Below are 17,897 nucleotides of genomic sequence, written 5' to 3' on the forward strand. Positions count from 1 at the left end.
GAATCATATTCTCTCCTCTTCAACAGCATGGCAGGCGACACTGCTAGAATCACTCTGAAGGAGCATGTTGGGAGATTCGCTATAGCAACGCTGGTTTGCATAAGGGCAGCGAGCTTGAAATACACATCCAATAGGCTTTTCAATCGGAGTTGGAACTTCGCCAATCAATTTAATAGGTTGTGTCGCGTTACTGTCTAAGCGTGGAGTTGCGGATAAAAGTGCTCGAGTGTAAGGGTGTTTAGGTCGACTAAATAAGTCATCTGTTGGTGCTAATTCACATATGCGCCCCAAATACATAACAGCAACGCGGGTCGCGAAATGCTCCACAACAGCAAGATCATGGGTGATAAAAAGGTAACTGAGGTTGCGTTCTTCCTGCTTGTCCATCATTAGATTTAATACTTGCGCTTGAACAGATACATCTAATGCAGACAAAGGCTCATCAGCAACAATGAAATCGGGCTCTACCGATAGGGCGCGAGCAAGACTAATACGTTGACGTTGCCCTCCTGAAAATTCATGGGGGTATCGATCTGAGCTTGATGCTGAGATACCAACTGACTCTAAAAGAGCATCAATTTTTTCATCGATTTCAGTTCTTGTGAGCTGAGGGCTATGAAACGCAATAGGCTCGTTTAGTGTCTGATAAATTGTCATTCTTGGATTTAGTGATGCATAAGGGTTTTGAAACACCATTTGCATCTGTCGGCGGAAAAGCATGCGTTGTTTATTATTCAAGTGATCGATACGTTGATCAAGATAATGAATTTCACCCGAAGTTGGTGTTGTCAGCCCCATAATAGTTCTGGCGAGAGTAGATTTACCGCAACCAGTTTCACCCACGACACACAAAGTCTCACCTTTATAGATAGTGAGATTGACGCCATTCAAAGCATGTATATTATCTTTGTAGTGTCTAAATTTACCATTTTGAAAACGCCATTGCTTGAACCAGCTGTCTTTGGTAGCGAATGCTTTCTCAAGATTGTTGATTTGGATTAAAGGCTGGTTCATTCGTTAATTTCCAAATCTTGATTAGAAAATTCCTTCACCATATCTTCTACAAGAAAGCAGGACACACTAGAAACGCCGCTGTGAATAAAGTTTGGTTGCTCTTGTTGGCACTTCTCTGTGGCGTAAGGGCATCTAGGATGAAAAGCACAACCTGTTGGGCGTTCTGTTAATGAAGGCATGCTACCTTGAATTTGATTCAAGCGTTGCCCTGGTAGCGTCATTTGTGGCAAAGCATTCAATAAACCTTGCGTATAAGGGTGTTGGGGGTCGTTAATGATTTCTAATGTCGGTCCTTCTTCAACAATTCGCCCTGCATACATAACCAGTGTTCGTTCAGCCACTTTAGAAACTACGCCGAGATCATGGCTGATTAATATCAAAGCGACACCATTGTCATGACAAATACTCAATAATAGCTGGAGTATCTCTGCTTGAATGGTGACATCTAATGCTGTGGTTGGCTCATCTGCAATGATGATATCTGGGTTGAGTAACAGAACAGACGCGATAATAACTCTTTGTCTCATACCGCCAGACAATTCATGTGGGTACTGATCAAAGCGTTTTTCCGGTGATGAAATTTGAACATGTTGGAGCTTTTTGATGGCAATGTTTCGGGCGTCTTTGTAGGTGATCTTCGTATGACTACGAATGGTTTCTACCAGTTGATCGCCAATAGTGATGACAGGATTCAGTGTCATCATTGGGTCTTGAAATATCATTGCGATGCGCTTGCCACGGACTTCTTGTAGCTGGCGTAAATTCATTTTGGTGATTTCTTTTTTTTCCAATTTCACAGAGCCTGACTTGATAAAACCAGGCTTGCTGATGAGATTTACTATGGAGAAACCTAATATGGATTTACCTGCTCCAGATTCACCTACAATAGCAATACGCTCCCCTCGATTTAGAGTGAAGCTGACGTCAATCAAAGCCGCGAGTTCTTGCTTTTTTATTTGGAAACTGACATGTAAATGGCTAACACTAAGTAGATTCATACTAATCTTTATAAACCTTTGGGTTTAGGTGATCACGAAGCCAATCTCCAAGCATGTTCATTGCTAGAATTAAGATAATCAATGTGGTGCTTGGAATAACACAGATCCACCATGAACCAGAGAACATGTAGGTGAAACCATCAGAAATTAGTGAACCAAGTGAAGGCTCTGTAACGGGCATGCCTAAACCAAGAAAAGATAACGCCGCTTCAGCGACAATCGCGTTAGCAATTTGTACGGTAAAAATAACTAAAATAGGTGACAAGGTGTTAGGTAAAATATGACGGAACATAATACGTTTCGAACTGATGCCCATGACTCTGGCAGCATCCACGTATTCTTGATGCTTTTCTGCTAATACCGAAGCCCGGACCGTACGGGCAAAAAGAGGCCATTCACTTAAGCCTATGACCAAAATAAGAATGACCATGGCAAGTTGCTGGTACATGGCGATACCAAAGATGGATTGGAAGATGGCTAAGAATACGATAGCGACCATCATATTTGAAAAAGATAGTTGAATGTCGGCACAGCGCATTAAGAAATTATCGATACGTCCACCTAAATATCCTGCTATTAAGCCAATACATATACCTAATGTAGCTTGTATGGCTACGGCACATAAACCGATAGTTAATGAAAGGCGTGTTCCGTACAAAATAACAGATAGCAAGTCTCTACCTTGAGCGTCCGTACCTAGTAGAAAACGGTAATCTTGACTAATCCAGCTTGGAGCAATCTCAGAATTTATCAGGTCTATAAATGCTGGGTCATTAATGTCAAAGGGTGCTAGTAAAGGTGCGAGAAAAGAGACCAGGCAATAAAAAATAAAAATGAGTAGAGCGAGTACGGCTAATTTGTCTCCCACAAAACCAGACCATATATGATGCCAGCGACTGCCTGAAAGTGGAGGGTGTAGAAGGTCTTTTTTAACGTTCTTCATGATCCATGACTCGCTAGTCTCACAGTAGGATTGACTAACCCGTAGATTAAATCCACTAGTGTATTGGTTATGACGAACATGGCACCGACAACCATTAAGTAAGCGGAAATAAGTGGTGTATCAACTCGGCTCACTGCATCCATAAAAAGAAATCCCATGCCGGGCCATTGGAAAATAGTTTCTGTTAAAATGGTATAGGCAACCAGTGTTCCTGCCTGTATTCCACCTACAGTGATTACCGGTAACATGGTGTTTTTAAGCGCATGAATAAAATAGATTCGCGGAGCAGAAAGGCCTTTTGACCAAGCAAATCGAATGTATTCGGACTGTAACACTTCCATCATTTCAGCTCGGATCAAACGAATGAATATGGGCATTAATGCGATGGCGAGTGATAAGCTAGGAAGCAACAAATGATGTAAACCGTCTTTTGTAAAGAGCCCACTATCCCAAATGGAAAATACTTCTATGGTTTGTCCTCGCCCAAAACTGGGCGCTAGACTCCATTCAATCGAGAAGAAATACACCATAGATATAGCCACAATGAAAATAGGTACTGAGAGTCCGATAGAACTGATGATCATAAGTAGCCTGGATATAGGATGCCTAGGTTTGATTGCTGCTAAGACTCCACAGGGTGTTGCTACTAATATAACCAATATAATGGCACAAAAAGCCAGTTCCAATGTGGCTGGGACTTTTTGAAAAATTACTTCTAGTGTCGGTTGTTTATAATAATATGATGTGCCTAAGTCGCCTTGTACTGCGCCTTTTGCAAAGCGAAAATATTGACTTAAAAAGTTATCATTGAGACCTAGCTCTTCACGTAATTGATTTCGTTCATCTTGCGAAACAGTCAGACCAACCATTTGTTGAACAGGGTCGCCTAGTCGGTCTTGTACGGCAAAACTGATTACACTAATGCAGATCATCACAAAACAGGCCTGCATTAATCGGCGGAGTAAAAAAATCAGCATTAGACGATGTAATTCCCACTTAATATTTGAGTTATGTTCTTTAATGTTGAACTTTCAAAGCGTTCACTGTTTTTATTCGTCTTCAACGACTAAATCTCCCAAATAAGGGTGGTTCATATCATTGATGATGTCTTGAATTTTAACTTTGTTTTTTGCAGCCCAAGTAAGAGGTTGCCAATGTAGGGGAACAATCGGCGTGTCGTCATACAGTGCCTGTTCTATTTCTTGCAATAATTGTTTGCGTTTTTCTGGAACCATTTCTCGGTTTGCTTGTTGGATCTTTTGATCAATATTGGGATTACAATAGCCGCTGGCATTATAGATGCCTAGCCCTGTTTTAACATCCGTGCAGGCAATAATAAATTCAAATGGATTGTTAGCGTCCATGGTGTCAGATTGCCAACCAAGCATCATAATGTCCGCGCTGCGATTATCAAATTCTTTAAAATATTGAGCTTTGGGCAAGGTTTTTAAATCCACGATGATGTTGATTCTAGCGAGCATGGCAGAAATGGCTTGAGCCACTTTTTCATCGTTTAAATAGCGGTTATTGGGCGCCATCATGCTGATACGAAAGCCCTGTTCGTAACCCGCTTCTTTCATCAATTGAAGGGCTTTTGGTAAGTCGTAGTTTGGTTCTACATCTTTTAGATGACCTATGAAGCTGTCGGGAGTCAGCTGTCCAGCGGGTGTGCCATGTCCTTTTAATATTTTTTCTACGATGAGCTTTTGGTTAATCGCCAGATTAATGGCTTGTCTTACTCGGATGTCTTTGAATTCTGTACGTCGATCTTGGTTCATGTGTAGCAAGATAATTCGCGTACTTGGCGTTGTAACAACTTGAATTCCGGGAGTTCTTTCTGTACGAGCAATGTCAGTGGGAGAAATTGGGAAGATAAAATCTACATCGCCAGAAAAAAGTGCTGAAAGCCTAGTCGAATCGGCACGAATTGGCGTTAAGATTACTTGATCAACATTGCCCTTCGATTTTGTGTCCCAATAATTTTGATTACGTATTAGCTCCATTCGATTTCCCAATTTTCGATCAACTAGAGTAAAAGGACCAGTACCGGAGACGTGTTTAGAGGCGAAAGAATTTCCGTGTTTAATAATTTCATCTCGCCCTTGGTAGAAGCTTTTATCCATTGGGAAAACATATGTCATGATATTAAGTAACAAGGGGTTAGATGTGGTTGTGTGTACATCGATTGTATGATCATCAATAATGCTGGTTGACTCAATTGAATCGTACATAGCTCGAAAGTCAGATGACTTTTTTAAGCGGTTAATCGTATAAGCCACATCCTCTGCAGTGAAGGTATTGCCTGAATGAAAGTGAATGTTTTTGCGTAAGAAAAAACGAATGGTACGAGAGTCGAGACGTTGCCATTTTGTTGCCAATCTGGCTTCTAATTCACCTTGCCTATTCCATCTTAATAAAGGATCAAACACCCAATGGGAAAACTGCAGAGTACCTTCTGAAAGATGTTCATGTGGGTCTAATGAAATAGGGTCTGCATCAAAGCCCATACGTAATGTGGTTGCAAAAGCACTATTCCATATGATGGAAGCCAAACAACAGACTATAATAGCTTTTATATTCATGTGTATCGGTCTTGTATTCTTGGCTCTTTATAATGGAACGGTCTTTAATAAAAAAGGGTGAGCGCTGCTGTTTTTTGCGCAAAATCTCTTTTGATATTCATACTGACCATTTAGACGAAAAAGCATTTTTACAAAAAATTAAGTAAAAAGACAGCAAGATAGGTTGATTTAGACATATTACGTCGTGATTTATGTTCTATTGAACCTATTCAAATCATATAGATAAGCAGTTATGAATTATTTTGCGCATCTACATATTGCGGCTGAAACAGACACTTCTTGGTTAGGAAATTTGCTAGGCGATTTTCCTATTGATCCTTCATCATTAGATGAAGACTTACTTATGGGATGGCGTTTGCATCAGCAAGTAGATGTGATGGTTGATAAGCATGAAGCGAGTTTGGCGTTTCGTTCTATACCTAGAAAAGGGCGACGTCGATTTGCAGGTATTGTTCAAGATATAGCAATGGATTATTGGTTAATTCAATATTGGAATCGGTTTAGCGATGTACCTTTGGGACGCTTTTGCGATCAAGCGGTAGATGAGTTGTCCAAAGACAAAGATCGTGGCCCTGAGCGCTTGTTTAATATGATTAGTTCATTAGAACAGCATAATTGGTTGTCTAGCTTGGGAACGCATGAGGGGGTAGAAAAAGCCATTTTGTCTATTATGAGAAGGTGGCAGTACGGACATTACTTGCAAGATTTTCTTGATGAATTACCAGACATTATTCAACAAGCCGAAGAACCTTTTTTAAGCTTGTATCCAGATTTACTCGATTTTGTCGCAGAAGAGACGAAAAGTGAGAAGGGCAAGTGATATTGTTAAAAAAAGCCAGGGCCACACGCAGCCCTGACTAACAGGTCACACTTAAGAACAACTTAATCATAAGAAATAGATGCAGATTTCTAATTCCTATTAATTAAGTCATAAAGAGTGTAAATCTTTTGTTGGGATTCACCTTGACTTAAGTCAGGAGGAAATCTATCAGTGAGATATACGCAGTATTTACTCTATCTCGTCAGAACTTGTGGTAGAATCCGCCACCGCAAAAACTTGATTGAACTGATTTAAGGAAGGTACGAACAAGTTCACTGGCTTCAGCGTGTGGATAAACCTTTATTATTCGCACCTTCCTTAAACTCGGCCATTAAAGGTGATCATAACAATAGGGGGAATTAGGTGGGCGTTCAGTGGTATCCAGGGCACATGAACAAAGCGCGTCGAGAAATCGAAGAAGTCATGACGCAAGTGGATATAGTCATCGAAGTATTAGATGCTCGTATTCCTGATTCTAGCCAAAACCCTATGCTAAATACCTTACGAGGTGATGTTCCTGTCCTTCGTTTATTAAACAAAAAAGATTTAGCAGATAAAACGCGTTTGGACTTATGGCTTGATCATTGGCGAGGTAACGACCGAATATTGGCGCATCCATTTTCTACTTTGGATAAGTCAGATGTCGCTAAAATTAGCCAATGGGTTGGGCAAATGGTGCCCCATCGTGGAACGGCTGAAAAGCCGATTAGAGCCATGATTGCAGGGATTCCTAATGTAGGTAAGTCCAGCCTAATGAATGCTTTGTTAGGCCGTCGGGTGGCGAAAGTCGGAGACGAACCTGCTGTTACTAAAGCGCAGCAAAAACTGAAAGTAACCAATGGTTTTCAACTGTTAGATACCCCCGGTATTTTGTGGCCTAAAATAGAAAATCCAGATGCCAGTTACCGTTTAGCCGTTACCGGCGCTGTACGCGATACCGCTATTGACTATGAAGATGTGGCTTTAGTCGGCCTTAAATTCTTTATGACAGATTATAACGAAGCACTTGCTACTCGCTATAAATTAAAAGAGGTCGCTTCAGATCCATATGATGTATTGAAGGTGATTGGTTCCAAGCGTGGTGCGTTACGTTCTGGCGGTAAAGTTGACATGCATAAAGCGGCAGAAGTTTTTTTAAATGACGTAAGGACAGGTGCGATTGGCTCTTACGTTATGGAAACCCCAGAAATGATTGCACGAGAAGAGCTTTTGGTCGAAGAGGCAAAAGCGAAGAAAGAAGCAGCAAAGCAGGCAAAATTAGCGGCTGCCGTGCCTCAGCGACAACGTGCAAATAATCGAGCTTATCGTGATGCCCAATCCGGTAAGTCAGGCGAGAATTGAGATGACAATCAGTGAGGTTCAGGGTCATGGATTATGAGATTGCCTTTGATCAGGACGAAAGCATTTACCGCATTTATACCAGTTATGAGTTTGCCGCGATTGGTGAATGGGTATCCGAGTATGTGCGTGAATTAGAAAGCATACAGCGTGTGTTAATGGCGGCACGATTGGCTGAGTCTGAAAAAGAAACAACGGAATTTAAACACGGCCCTTTTAGCGTGATTTTGAGTGAAGAAGGCGTTTCTGTGATTCGACAAGTGGATATGGATTCAGCGGAAGAAGAAATAAAAGCTATGTTTGACTCTCAGGAAAGCTTCTATCAAACATCTACCGATGGTATTCAAGCTGAATGTGGTTTGGATGATTTGATTAATATGATCGAAAATTGGTATGAAGTGCTGCAATAGTTGTTCCTTGCGCTGGCTGGGTTTACACTAGCCGATATTAATTTAAATGTTTTTTTAGGGAGCCGATATGCTCATCGAATTGGAAAAAGCCCGTACTCGAAATAATGTTGTTCGCATTTTTCGTGAAGACTTAGACGGACCAGATAGTTGGACTGACGGCTTTGTTGTAGACGCCAACGAAGAAATGGTTTTGCTCCAATTAGTGGATGATAGTGTTCGCCTTAACGGCTACCAAGTCCTATTTTTAGAAGACATTAGTGACTTTGCACATCCGGCGCCTTTTAATGATTTTCAGAAGAAAGTATTAACGCTGCGTGGCGAAGAGGTCGTCGACCCAGAAGTTGACTTAGATGACCTTGCTGTTTTGTTAATTGATATCAGTGAAGAGTTTGGGTTGGTGACGTTACACCGTGAAGAAGTTGAACCAGACAGCTGTGAAATAGGCCGTGTAATACGTGCTGATGCAGTGACGTATGAGCTAGAAGAAATCGGCTCCGATGCCCGTTGGTTTGATGATACTTTTGAATACGATCTATACGACATTACGCGCATCGAATTTGGTGGAGCTTATGAAGAAGCATTGATGCTTGCCAATGACGATATGGGCGATGATGCTTATGAGTTGTCTGAAGAATACCCAGATAATTGTGTTGGCGAGATTGAAGAAGGTGAATCTAAGTAGTTAGTTTCAACGTTGCTTTATCTCTCTAAAAACGCCTTTATAGGCGTTTTTTTATGTACTTTTTAAATTTTTATTGACGATTTCTAATAAGGAGAAGGTGTGCCTTTTTCTTTTTGGGTTTTGAAACGTCGGTGTGCCCAAAAATACTGTGGCTTCTTAGGGTTGATACTTTCTTCCATTAGACGGTTAATCGTGGTTGCATTTTCTATATCATCTGGCGTTGGAAAGTTTGGCACTTCTGTAAATGTTAGGTGGTAGCCATTTTCTGTGCGGCCGTAATCGTAAAGAACAACTGGAGCATTGGTCATTTTTGCAATACGTCCAATGTGCGCTATGGTTGCGCATTCACGACCATAGAAAGGAGCAAAAACAGAATCTCTTCGACCGTAGTCTTGATCTACTGCGTACCAGACGGCTTTATTTTTCTTCAGTGATTTAAGCACTTCACGCATATTTCTACGTTCAATCGTTTTTGAGAAGATTGCCTTGCGTTGGCGCTCCATAACCCAGTTTACAACGGGGTTTTTCTGCAGTTTATAAATAGGGTGAACGTCAAGAATACGTGGCACTTGGCTACCGCAAATATCAAGAGAGGAAAAGTGACCACTAATTAGGATGCAGCCTCTACCTTTAGCCAGTACTTGATCAATTACTTCTTGTCCTTCAAACACAACTCGTGATGCGAAGCGATTTTTATCTTGAAACCAAGAGGCGAAGGTTTCTAACGTGCCTTGTCCGATGCTTTTAAAGTGTTCTTTAGTGAGCTTTTTTCTTTCTGCTTTGGTCATTTCTGGAAAGCAAATTTTAAAGTTCACATTACAAATATGCCGACGTCTAGGTGATAATGAATAGAGAAGTCCTCCAAAAATTTTACCTACTCCTTGTAAGACAGGCCAAGGAAGAAAGCTAATTAAAAAAGCGACCCCCATTCCTAACCAACTTAACCAGTGTTTTGGGCTGATAAACTCTTTAATGCTTTTATCTAATGTGCTTTGCTTAGCCATGGTATCCCTCTAAAAAAGCCTGCCATTGCTTTTCTGATACATAAAAATTTGAAAATTTGCCCGACTCTTTATCCAGTGAGCGTTTTAGTCGATCAATATTAGATTGCATCCAGCTTGGATCTGGCGTTCTTTGTTCGCATTTATCGAAGTCAATCACCCATACTTTTCCTTGCTTATCTATCATGATGTTATGACAGTTCAAGTCAGAGTGGTAAATACCGCTAGTATGAAAGTGCTTGATGACCTTGCCAACCTCTTGCCATGCAATTTGATCTTTTTTGTCACTTTTGATGAGATCAAAAAGGTCTTCTGCATGATCGATGGTCTCAGTTAGTAATTCGGCTTTGTAAAAGCCTTTTTTAAGAGTATAGAGCCCACCAATGGGTTTAGGGACTGGTAAGTTCAGATTGCGCATATGTTCCAATAAACTGAGTTCAAGCCAAGGGCGAGTGTTTTGTTGGCCTGTAAACAGAAAGCCTCGTTTATTGAATTTTGCGATTAATCCACCTCGACGGTAGCGGCGTATGACGAAGCGTCCGAATTCACTGTTAATAAACCATACCTCACCACGACCAGTACCAGTGCCTGTTAATGCTTTTTGGGATTGCCAGAATTCAGGATCAAACCATGACGTAGTGAGTGGCTGGTTTTGATCACTTTTTAAGAGAAAAGTGTTCGATGATACTTTGATGGGCTGTGGCATCTTGCTCGCTTCGTTATTGTGTTCTGTCTTATGTCTATAAAGTTGGACACATTCAATGATGTCTATTCTATAATACTTGTTCTGTTTAAGCAGCCCTAGAGGAAGAGATGGAACAAGAGAAAATTCAGCATTTAGCCGTGGTAAGGTTATCTGCATTAGGTGATGTGTGTCACGCTATGGCTGTAGTTCAATCAATTATGATACGCTATCCAGACATGAAAGTGACTTGGGTGACTTCGCCGTTAGAAGCAAATTTAGTTCGTTTGTTGAACGGTGTGAATGTAGTTGAGTACGATAAAAAAAATGGATTTTCTGGGTTGTTAGCATTGCGGTCTTTATTAAAAGATCAGACGTTCGATGTTTTGTTGCATTTGCAGTGGTCGCTGCGAGCAAGCCTTGTTTCTCGTATGGTGAAAGCCAAACGTCGCATTGGCTTTGCTTTATCTCACTCTAGGGAAAAGCAACATTGGTTTGTTAATGAATATGCGCCGGAACCAAAGGGCGAGCATGTTTTAGATTCTTTTTTGTCTATCGCAAGTGTGTTGGGGATTTCAGAGCCAAGCTTGCCTTGTGAATTGAATTTACCTGAGACAACTTTCGATTTGCCGAGTCGCTATGTGGTTTTGAATCCTTCGGCCTCTAAAGCTGATCGAAATTGGACCGTGGAAGGTTATCGGTCTGTCATGGCGTACCTTTCAAGTGAAGGTATGGCAGTGGTTATTACTGGTGGGCCATCATCGGAAGAGAAGTCTTTTGCTCAACACATCATTGCAGAACAAACAGATTCTGTTATTAACCTTGTCGGTAAAACAAAACTAGACGTTATGTTGAGTGTTTTGAAAGGCGCGGAACTGGTCATCAGTCCAGATACTGGGCCTGCTCATATGGCAACTTTGGTTGGAACGCGAGTATTAGGTTTGTATGCGCATTCCAATCCAAAACGAACTGGGCCATATCGAGACTTGGATAAAGTGGTAAGTGTGTATGAGCAATTGGCTGAGAAGGAATATCAAAAGCCGGTGGCAGAACTGCCTTGGTCAACGCGAGTACATGATGCTGAAGCCATGCAACATATCCACGTTGACCAAGTTTTAGCGGAAGTGAAGCGCTTTATTTAAAGCGCTTGTTCAGCAAGTTTTAAGTCCAGTGTAGCTTTCAATAGTTTGTACAATTGAATGGACGCGTCTATCTCTTCTTTTCTGTTGGTTAAACTCTCAATGTTTAAGCCAAGAGGAACGCCAAGAGGGAGCGCAATCTCAATAATTTGCTCCAAGGCATTACGGCAAATTTTGATAGATTCAGCCAATGGAGTCGCAGAATCCAAAATACGATGCTTAGTGGCATCAGGGACAGAAATGCCTAACCATTCCATGAATTCTAGTGTCTTGGAGCTGCCACATGGCGTGAAAGTCAGGATAATACGTTTCGGCTCTTCACCCTGGTCTCTACACTCTCTGGCATAGCGACTGATTAAGTCTGCCGTTGCTTGGTGATTATAAACCGCTTGAGAGATGAAAAACTCACAGCCAGCATCAGACTTTTTCATGATGCGTAAATGTTCATCTCCTTTTTTAGCATGACGTTCTGCAATAGTGACGCCGCCCAAATTGAAGGCATGAGGTGAGGCTTTTAAAGTATCGTACGCTTTTGGTAAAGGTAATTTGATATCGCCGTCCGAAGAAGGGGAGCCCACCAAAACCAAATCACGAATGCCAAAATCTTCCCAAGCTTCTGTTAACCAGCCTGAAAATTCTTCTGAGCTACGAGAGGAAACAGACTTATAAGTGATAACTGGCTTGCCAGATTGAGTATGAAGGCGTTTTGACCAAGCTCTTGGATCATGTGTTTCCATAAAAGGAAAAGGGCGAGGCTTATCAATTCGGCTGGTTTCATCTTGAATGTCGTAGACAATTAAACCATCGGCTTCAACACCTGCTAAGCGACCCAATAATTTGTTACTAATTTGTTCCAATTGCTCTTCTTCAACAGAGGAGCGAGGTGGTGTTGTGCCGATGAAGTACACACCTCGGTTAGGGTCTTGGAACTTTCTTGCCAATTCGGATTTCATGATGTCACACTCTAAGTCGTCGAGGCAGATAACCTTGTTCTGCGCTTCGGTATATTTATTTGATGTGGTTATTCTAACAGTGAAACGAATTCATGGCTTTCTCTGTAAGTTGAATAATATTGTAGATGAAGTGAGAATGGCTAATTCGCTCAATACCTTATCGTTTGCCATAAAATTAACAGGAAGCTCTCTATGTCTGATATCGCTTTAAAAGGCTTAAAAGAAATCACGACTTCTTTGTTACCGCCAGTGCACTTATGGAAACCTGACTTCTGTGGCGATATGGATCTAGTCATAAAAGCAAATGGAGATTGGATACATGAAGGTGGAAAAATTCATCGTCCCGCCATGGTGGATATGTTCAGCCGCATTTTATGGTTTGAAGAAGGGGAGTATTTTTTAGTAACGCCTGTTGAGAAAGTGCGGATCCAAGTTGAAGATGCGCCTTTTTTGGTGACGGAATGGAATTGGATAGAGACAAAGCAAGGGCCAGCTATTGAATTTACAACACAAACCAAAGATGTTTCAGTTCTTGGTCTAGACTGTGATATATGGGTGTCTCCTTTTGAGAATGAAGAGCGTCCTTATATTTCGATGCGTTACGGCATGAAGGCATTACTGAGCCGAAATGTATTTTATGCCTTAGTGGAAAGCTTGGTGCAGGTTGAAACCGAAAAAGGAACAGGAATAGGCATAATCAGTGCCGGTAAATCGTATCTTTTAATGCAAGATAAATGAGGAACTGGGTTATAATGCGCGAACTATACGTCGTTGTACGTTTTCTTGTTTTGTCGTTTTAAAGGGGTGTTTTTTTGTTATTCGAAGAATTTGGTTTTGATAATCGCATTTTGAAGTCCATCGGCCATTTGGGCTTTGATGAAGCAACCGAAATTCAGTCTCGCGCTATTCCAGAAGCTATGGCAGGTCGAGACTTATTGGCGTCGTCAAAAACCGGTTCAGGGAAAACATTGGCTTATCTTTTACCTGCATTACATCGTGTGTATAAGAAAAAAGCACTCTCCAAACGCGACCCTAGAGTAGTTGTTTTAGTACCAACCCGTGAATTAGCAAAGCAAGTTTATGGTCAGTTACGTCTTTTACTTGCCGCCAGTCGCTTTACATCTACTTTAATTCAGGGTGGAGAAAACTTTAACGACCAGCATAAACAATTGCAAAAAGACCCACATTTTATTGTAGCAACACCTGGGCGTTTGGTTGATCACTTGAAACAACGACATGTGTATTTAGAAGGTCTTGAGCTGCTTATCTTAGATGAAGCTGATCGTATGTTGGATTTGGGTTTTGCGGATGCAATGCGAGCCATAAACGAAGCTGCTAGTCACCGTCAACGTCAGACATTGTTCTTTTCTGCAACGCTTGATAATACGGAAGTCAGTACAATTGCAGGGGAATTGTTGAAAGAGCCTTCTCGTGTGGCAATTGGTCAAGGCTTTGATGAGCACAAAGACATTTCCCAACATATTTTGCTTTGTGATCACCTTGATCATAAAGAAGCCCTGTTGAAGCATGTTTTAGTGAATCAAACGATCAAACAAGCCATCGTATTCACAGCGACAAAAAATGACACAGTTCGCCTTGCTGAAATGATCGCTAGTTGGGGGTTAACCACTCAAGCTTTGAACGGCAACTTGTCGCAAAGTGCTCGAAACAAAGCCATGGAAAGTTTTGCTAAAGGGCAGTTTGAGGTTCTTGTGAGTACAGATGTGGCGTCTCGCGGTTTGGATATTGCGAGTGTTTCCCATGTGTTTAACTTTGACTTACCTAAACAAGCTGAAGAATTTGTTCACCGAACGGGTCGAACAGGTCGTGCAGGCTTTAAAGGTGATGCGTACTCTTTTGTTGGACCAAAAGATTGGGTGAACTTCAAAGCTATTGAAGCATTCTTACAAAAGACGTTTGAAACAGAAGTGATTGAGGGTTTAGAGCCTAAATTTAAAGGTTTGGCACCAGTGAAGCCCGCTCGCCCAAAGGCTAAGAAAACGCTTAATAAAAAGGCGAGTAACTCTCCTAAGAAAGTGGCTAAGAAACTGCAAGGTAAAGCGCGCTTTCATGATAATCAGCAAGATGGTTTTGAGGCTTTTAAATTGCCTTCTAAGCGAACAGAAAAGCCAGCGAATCTTGGTGATGAAGGCGAGTAATATTTTACGGCTTTTGAATTTGACTGTTAATGAAGCTTTATTTATTGACAGGTGAGTTATTTTCACTATATTGATTAATATTTCTTATCTATTGGAGATGAGCTTATTAATCGTTTTCCCCCATTAAACTCGCTTAGATGTTTTGAGTCAGCAGCACGCCATGGCAGCTTTAATAAAGCGGCTAGAGAGCTGTCTGTGACGCCTTCGGCGATTAGCCATCAAATTAAAGGCTTAGAAAGCTTTCTGGGTATTGAGCTATTTCGTCGAACTAAACGTAAAGTGATATTAACGGAAGCTGGGGAGTCCTATTTAAAGCCTATCCGAAGCATTTTTGAACAGCTAGAAAACGCCACATCGGAGCTGAGAAGTCAGCAAAAAACGGGATCATTGAGATTGGCGGTTGCGCCGGCCTTTCTGACTCGTTGGTTGATGCCGAGAATGGAAAGCTTTCAAGAACGTTACCCTGATATTCAAATTGAAATAAGCTCGTCTTCTGGTTTAGTTGATTTCTCCGCCAATGACATTGATATGGCTGTGTATTTCGGAAATGGTGATTGGGACGGAGTTGAAATCCATTATTTACGTGCCGCTCGACTGGCACCTGTATGCAATCCTAGATTAATCAAAGCAGATCAACCTATTAACACTCCTGAAGATATGCGCTTTTATCCTCTTTTACACGTTACAAAGCGTAAAGATGAGTGGCATGATTGGCTTCAACAGCATAATTTAGATGTAACGCTTTTCCGGCGAGGTTTGATGTTTTCGAGTGGCTCTTTAACGGCTGGCGCGGCTGCTCAAGGCTTAGGTGTCGCTTTATCTGATCCTGAATTGGTCATGCCAGAAATACAGGCCGGTACTTTAAAAGTATTGTTTGATCAGCATTTGATTACGAATAAATCTTTCTATCTTGTTTATGAGAAACGTCGATCGGTGACATCTGCAATGATGGCCTTTAAAGAGTGGATCATTGAGCAGATGGCAGGTAATGAAAATGGTTGAGTGCGTTTCTTATCCTATTTTGGGAAAAGAAGGCTTTTTTAAAATATCAGTGAGAAATGTTTTATGAGCACAGAGTTAATAGTAAACAGCTACTTTAATGATCAAGTAAAATCCATTGCATTAGACAATGCCGAAGGAATATCAACTGTTGGTGTTATGGCGATAGGTGACTATGAATTTGGTACGAACCAAAGAGAATACATGACGGTTGTATCAGGTTCATTGACTGTACTTTTACCAGCAGAGACAGAATGGAAAACCTTTGCGAAAGGTGAGACTTTTATTGTTGAAGCTAATCAGAGCTTTCAAGTAAAAGTGGCTGAAACAACCGCTTATCTTTGCCGTTACGAATAGTAGCAAGCCAATAAGCTTGATCATAAAAAAGGGCCTGTTTAAATCAAAACAGGCCCTTTTTTAGCAGTAGTAGAACGAGTCGGTGTCTGCTTAACCACCAACAACATTGATTAATAAGGTTACTTTGTCACCTGGCTGAACATACTTTTGGCTGGCCACTTTCGGGTTCCAGCTTCTAATGTCATTTACCGATACTTTGAATTTATTGGCAACCAGTGCCAGCGATTCGCCAGAACGAATGGTATAAACTACTTTTTTCATCACACTGCGAGTGCTGTTGGTGTTTGTTGATTTTTTAGGTTGCAACCAAACAACTAGCTTCTGACCTGGCATAAGTGAATCAGCAAGCCCTATACTGTTCCAGCGAGCAAGAGTTTTGCTGTCTGTTTCATATTTGTTGGCGATGAGCCATAAACTGTCGCCAGATTTTACTGTGTAGTTTATTTTGATTCGGTTTCTAGTCGGCGCACGAGATTGCTTCGCTAGCAAGCGTTGGTGAGAGCTGAGGGTGTAGCTTTCAATATTGTTGCCAGCAACTGGAATCATCAACTCTTGTCCAACGCGAATAAGAGAAGAAGATATCTTATTCACATTTTGTAGAACGCCAGCGGTTGTATTGTGCTGTTTTGCGATTAGCAGCAAGCTATCGCCAGCTTTTACTGTGTAACGCACCCAAGTGACTCGATCTTGAGGCGGAATTTCAGCTAATTTAGTTCTAAACTGTTTCGCTTTACCCACTGGCATTAATAGTCTGTGAGGACCATCTGGAGATGTCGCCCATTGGTTAAAACCTGGGTTCAACAAATACACTTCATCAATGCTAATACCAGCCATTTCTGAGGCTTGAGCTAAATCCAGCTGCCCGCCAATATTCACCACATCAAAGTAAGGCTTGTTAGGAATAAAGTAAGTAGAGTAGTTGTACTTTTCTGGATTTTTAATAATCTTCGCCAAAGCAATTAACTTGGGCACATAGGCGCGCGTCTCTTTTGGTAAATCAAGCGACCAAAAATCTGTTGGCTTGCCTGCTTTTTTATTTTTTCGAATGGCTCTTGAAACGGTACCTTCGCCAGAGTTGTAGGAAGCAAGGGCATGATACCAATTGCCATCAAACATCTTGTGTAGACGAGTTAAATAAGCAATCGCGGCTTGAGTAGAACCAATGATGTCTCGGCGTCCGTCGTACCACCAAGTCTGATCCAAACCATACATCTGACCAGTTGAAGGAATAAACTGCCAAGGACCAGATGCTCGACCGTGACTATAGCCAAAAGGGTCAAAGCCACTTTCAACAATAGGTAAAAGCGCTATTTCTGTTGGAATACCTGCTTTTTCCAATTCATCTACGATGTAATAAAGATAGCGTTCGCCACGCTTTGACACACGATCTAAGTAAGATGGGTGAGAGCTAAACCAACGTAATTGAGAAGATAAACGAGGGCGATCGATGTCTAAATCTAACTGATAACCTGCTCTGATTCTGTCCCAAATATCATCAGGAACTTTTGGCTTGTTAAGAGCAACGACAGGCTCTTGATCTGTTGCTTCTTCTGTATTGGCTTCTGGGGTGGTAGATTCTTCAAGCGAGGAATCAATAACGGGAACGCTATCAATAAAACCTAAGCGTTCAGGATCAGCATCGACTATATCAGCTTCCACTGCATCAACTGTTTCTAATGAGCTAGATGAAACATCAGTGTCTATTTTGGAGGCCGTTTGACAGGCGCTTAGGGTAAGACTTGTCAAGCAAATCCAAAAAATTCTATAAATCATGAAACTCACTAAATTGAATAAAGTTTTGTCATTTTAAGGGTGTAGCG

Annotated in this window: 18 protein-coding genes; 9 read left to right on the forward strand and 9 right to left on the reverse strand. The window is 41.4% G+C overall.

What is annotated here, in order from left to right; translation table 11 throughout:
- Window positions 1-3: 3 nt before the first annotated feature.
- From ABFY09_RS07850 to ABFY09_RS07870, 5 genes are all read right to left on the reverse strand, one after another.
- The gene (locus ABFY09_RS07850; RefSeq protein WP_347983756.1) at window positions 4-1,014 is read right to left on the reverse strand and encodes an oligopeptide/dipeptide ABC transporter ATP-binding protein; all 1,011 of its coding nucleotides are present in this window, start codon (window positions 1,012-1,014) and stop codon (window positions 4-6) included.
- Window positions 1,011-2,012 (reverse strand): ABC transporter ATP-binding protein, encoded by a 1,002-nt coding sequence (locus ABFY09_RS07855; RefSeq protein ID WP_347983757.1) that lies wholly within the window; start codon window positions 2,010-2,012, stop codon window positions 1,011-1,013. The genes ABFY09_RS07850 and ABFY09_RS07855 overlap by 4 nt, the downstream gene beginning before the upstream one ends.
- A 1-nt stretch (window position 2,013) precedes the next feature.
- Window positions 2,014-2,955 carry an ABC transporter permease gene (locus tag ABFY09_RS07860; RefSeq protein ID WP_347983758.1) on the reverse strand — a complete coding sequence of 314 codons (942 nt, stop codon included), beginning with the start codon at window positions 2,953-2,955 and terminating at the stop codon, window positions 2,014-2,016.
- On the reverse strand, window positions 2,952-3,932 hold the full coding sequence (locus ABFY09_RS07865; protein ID WP_347983759.1) for an ABC transporter permease: 981 nt from the start codon (window positions 3,930-3,932) through the stop codon (window positions 2,952-2,954). Before ABFY09_RS07865 ends, ABFY09_RS07860 begins: the two co-directional genes overlap by 4 nt.
- Window positions 3,933-4,004: 72 nt before the next feature.
- Window positions 4,005-5,537 carry an ABC transporter substrate-binding protein gene (locus ABFY09_RS07870; RefSeq protein WP_347983760.1) on the reverse strand — a complete coding sequence of 511 codons (1,533 nt, stop codon included), beginning with the start codon at window positions 5,535-5,537 and terminating at the stop codon, window positions 4,005-4,007.
- A 232-nt stretch (window positions 5,538-5,769) separates the two neighbouring features.
- Here ABFY09_RS07870 and ABFY09_RS07875 point away from each other — a divergent pair, with 232 nt between their 5' ends.
- The 4 genes from ABFY09_RS07875 (at window position 5,770) to ABFY09_RS07890 (ending at window position 8,787) form a co-directional block, all read left to right on the forward strand.
- Window positions 5,770-6,357, forward strand: coding sequence for an ACP phosphodiesterase (locus tag ABFY09_RS07875; protein ID WP_347983761.1), 588 nt, complete (start codon window positions 5,770-5,772; stop codon window positions 6,355-6,357).
- 363 nt (window positions 6,358-6,720) lie between these two features.
- Window positions 6,721-7,698: a ribosome biogenesis GTPase YlqF gene (ylqF, locus tag ABFY09_RS07880; RefSeq protein WP_347983762.1), complete on the forward strand. Its 978-nt coding sequence runs from the start codon at window positions 6,721-6,723 to the stop codon at window positions 7,696-7,698.
- Between the two features lie 26 nt (window positions 7,699-7,724).
- On the forward strand, window positions 7,725-8,105 hold the full coding sequence (locus tag ABFY09_RS07885) for a YacL family protein (protein ID WP_347983763.1): 381 nt from the start codon (window positions 7,725-7,727) through the stop codon (window positions 8,103-8,105).
- A 67-nt stretch (window positions 8,106-8,172) separates the two neighbouring features.
- Window positions 8,173-8,787 (forward strand): hypothetical protein, encoded by a 615-nt coding sequence (locus tag ABFY09_RS07890; protein WP_347983764.1) that lies wholly within the window; start codon window positions 8,173-8,175, stop codon window positions 8,785-8,787.
- A gap of 83 nt (window positions 8,788-8,870) precedes the next feature.
- On the opposite strand, the gene ABFY09_RS07895 is transcribed toward ABFY09_RS07890, so the two are convergent.
- Together ABFY09_RS07895 and ABFY09_RS07900 are read right to left on the reverse strand one after the other, a co-directional pair.
- Window positions 8,871-9,791, reverse strand: a complete 921-nt coding sequence (locus ABFY09_RS07895; RefSeq protein WP_347983765.1) for a lysophospholipid acyltransferase family protein — start codon at window positions 9,789-9,791, stop codon at window positions 8,871-8,873.
- Window positions 9,784-10,494 (reverse strand): 3-deoxy-D-manno-octulosonic acid kinase, encoded by a 711-nt coding sequence (locus ABFY09_RS07900; RefSeq protein WP_347983766.1) that lies wholly within the window; start codon window positions 10,492-10,494, stop codon window positions 9,784-9,786. Before ABFY09_RS07900 ends, ABFY09_RS07895 begins: the two co-directional genes overlap by 8 nt.
- A 107-nt stretch (window positions 10,495-10,601) precedes the next feature.
- Here ABFY09_RS07900 and ABFY09_RS07905 point away from each other — a divergent pair, with 107 nt between their 5' ends.
- Window positions 10,602-11,612 carry a glycosyltransferase family 9 protein gene (locus tag ABFY09_RS07905; RefSeq protein ID WP_347983767.1) on the forward strand — a complete coding sequence of 337 codons (1,011 nt, stop codon included), beginning with the start codon at window positions 10,602-10,604 and terminating at the stop codon, window positions 11,610-11,612.
- Here ABFY09_RS07905 and ABFY09_RS07910 read toward each other — a convergent pair.
- Window positions 11,609-12,562 (reverse strand): hypothetical protein, encoded by a 954-nt coding sequence (locus tag ABFY09_RS07910; RefSeq protein ID WP_347983768.1) that lies wholly within the window; start codon window positions 12,560-12,562, stop codon window positions 11,609-11,611. The genes ABFY09_RS07905 and ABFY09_RS07910 overlap by 4 nt on opposite strands.
- Window positions 12,563-12,754: 192 nt before the next feature.
- On the opposite strand from ABFY09_RS07910, the gene ABFY09_RS07915 reads away from it, so the two are divergent.
- The 4 genes from ABFY09_RS07915 (at window position 12,755) to ABFY09_RS07930 (ending at window position 16,077) form a co-directional block, all read left to right on the forward strand.
- Window positions 12,755-13,300 carry a DUF1285 domain-containing protein gene (locus ABFY09_RS07915; RefSeq protein ID WP_347983769.1) on the forward strand — a complete coding sequence of 182 codons (546 nt, stop codon included), beginning with the start codon at window positions 12,755-12,757 and terminating at the stop codon, window positions 13,298-13,300.
- Window positions 13,301-13,374: 74 nt separating this feature from the next.
- Window positions 13,375-14,721, forward strand: coding sequence for a DEAD/DEAH box helicase (locus tag ABFY09_RS07920; RefSeq protein WP_347983770.1), 1,347 nt, complete (start codon window positions 13,375-13,377; stop codon window positions 14,719-14,721).
- A 105-nt stretch (window positions 14,722-14,826) separates the two neighbouring features.
- The gene (gcvA, locus tag ABFY09_RS07925; RefSeq protein WP_347983920.1) at window positions 14,827-15,723 is read left to right on the forward strand and encodes a transcriptional regulator GcvA; all 897 of its coding nucleotides are present in this window, start codon (window positions 14,827-14,829) and stop codon (window positions 15,721-15,723) included.
- 63 nt (window positions 15,724-15,786) lie between these two features.
- Entirely contained in the window at window positions 15,787-16,077 is a 291-nt protein-coding gene (locus ABFY09_RS07930) for a pyrimidine/purine nucleoside phosphorylase (protein WP_347983771.1), read from the forward strand.
- 90 nt (window positions 16,078-16,167) lie between these two features.
- Here the strand turns inward: ABFY09_RS07930 and ABFY09_RS07935 are convergent, their stop codons facing one another.
- Entirely contained in the window at window positions 16,168-17,823 is a 1,656-nt protein-coding gene (locus ABFY09_RS07935; RefSeq protein ID WP_347983772.1) for a LysM peptidoglycan-binding domain-containing protein, read from the reverse strand.
- Window positions 17,824-17,897 lie beyond the last annotated feature (74 nt).

Origin of the sequence: Marinomonas sp. 5E14-1 (genome assembly GCF_039939215.1) — a bacterium.
GTDB lineage: Bacteria > Pseudomonadota > Gammaproteobacteria > Pseudomonadales > Marinomonadaceae > Marinomonas.

Coding starts and splice junctions, on each gene's coding strand:
- ABFY09_RS07850 (WP_347983756.1), bottom strand. CDS start 1,014: ATGAACCAGCCTTTAATCCAAATCAACAATCTTGAGAAAGCATTCGCT.
- ABFY09_RS07855 (WP_347983757.1), bottom strand. CDS start 2,012: ATGAATCTACTTAGTGTTAGCCATTTACATGTCAGTTTCCAAATAAAA.
- ABFY09_RS07860 (WP_347983758.1), bottom strand. CDS start 2,955: ATGAAGAACGTTAAAAAAGACCTTCTACACCCTCCACTTTCAGGCAGT.
- ABFY09_RS07865 (WP_347983759.1), bottom strand. CDS start 3,932: ATGCTGATTTTTTTACTCCGCCGATTAATGCAGGCCTGTTTTGTGATG.
- ABFY09_RS07870 (WP_347983760.1), bottom strand. CDS start 5,537: ATGAATATAAAAGCTATTATAGTCTGTTGTTTGGCTTCCATCATATGG.
- ABFY09_RS07875 (WP_347983761.1), top strand. CDS start 5,770: ATGAATTATTTTGCGCATCTACATATTGCGGCTGAAACAGACACTTCT.
- ABFY09_RS07885 (WP_347983763.1), top strand. CDS start 7,725: ATGGATTATGAGATTGCCTTTGATCAGGACGAAAGCATTTACCGCATT.
- ABFY09_RS07890 (WP_347983764.1), top strand. CDS start 8,173: ATGCTCATCGAATTGGAAAAAGCCCGTACTCGAAATAATGTTGTTCGC.
- ABFY09_RS07895 (WP_347983765.1), bottom strand. CDS start 9,791: ATGGCTAAGCAAAGCACATTAGATAAAAGCATTAAAGAGTTTATCAGC.
- ABFY09_RS07900 (WP_347983766.1), bottom strand. CDS start 10,494: ATGCCACAGCCCATCAAAGTATCATCGAACACTTTTCTCTTAAAAAGT.
- ABFY09_RS07905 (WP_347983767.1), top strand. CDS start 10,602: ATGGAACAAGAGAAAATTCAGCATTTAGCCGTGGTAAGGTTATCTGCA.
- ABFY09_RS07910 (WP_347983768.1), bottom strand. CDS start 12,562: ATGAAATCCGAATTGGCAAGAAAGTTCCAAGACCCTAACCGAGGTGTG.
- ABFY09_RS07915 (WP_347983769.1), top strand. CDS start 12,755: ATGTCTGATATCGCTTTAAAAGGCTTAAAAGAAATCACGACTTCTTTG.
- ABFY09_RS07930 (WP_347983771.1), top strand. CDS start 15,787: ATGAGCACAGAGTTAATAGTAAACAGCTACTTTAATGATCAAGTAAAA.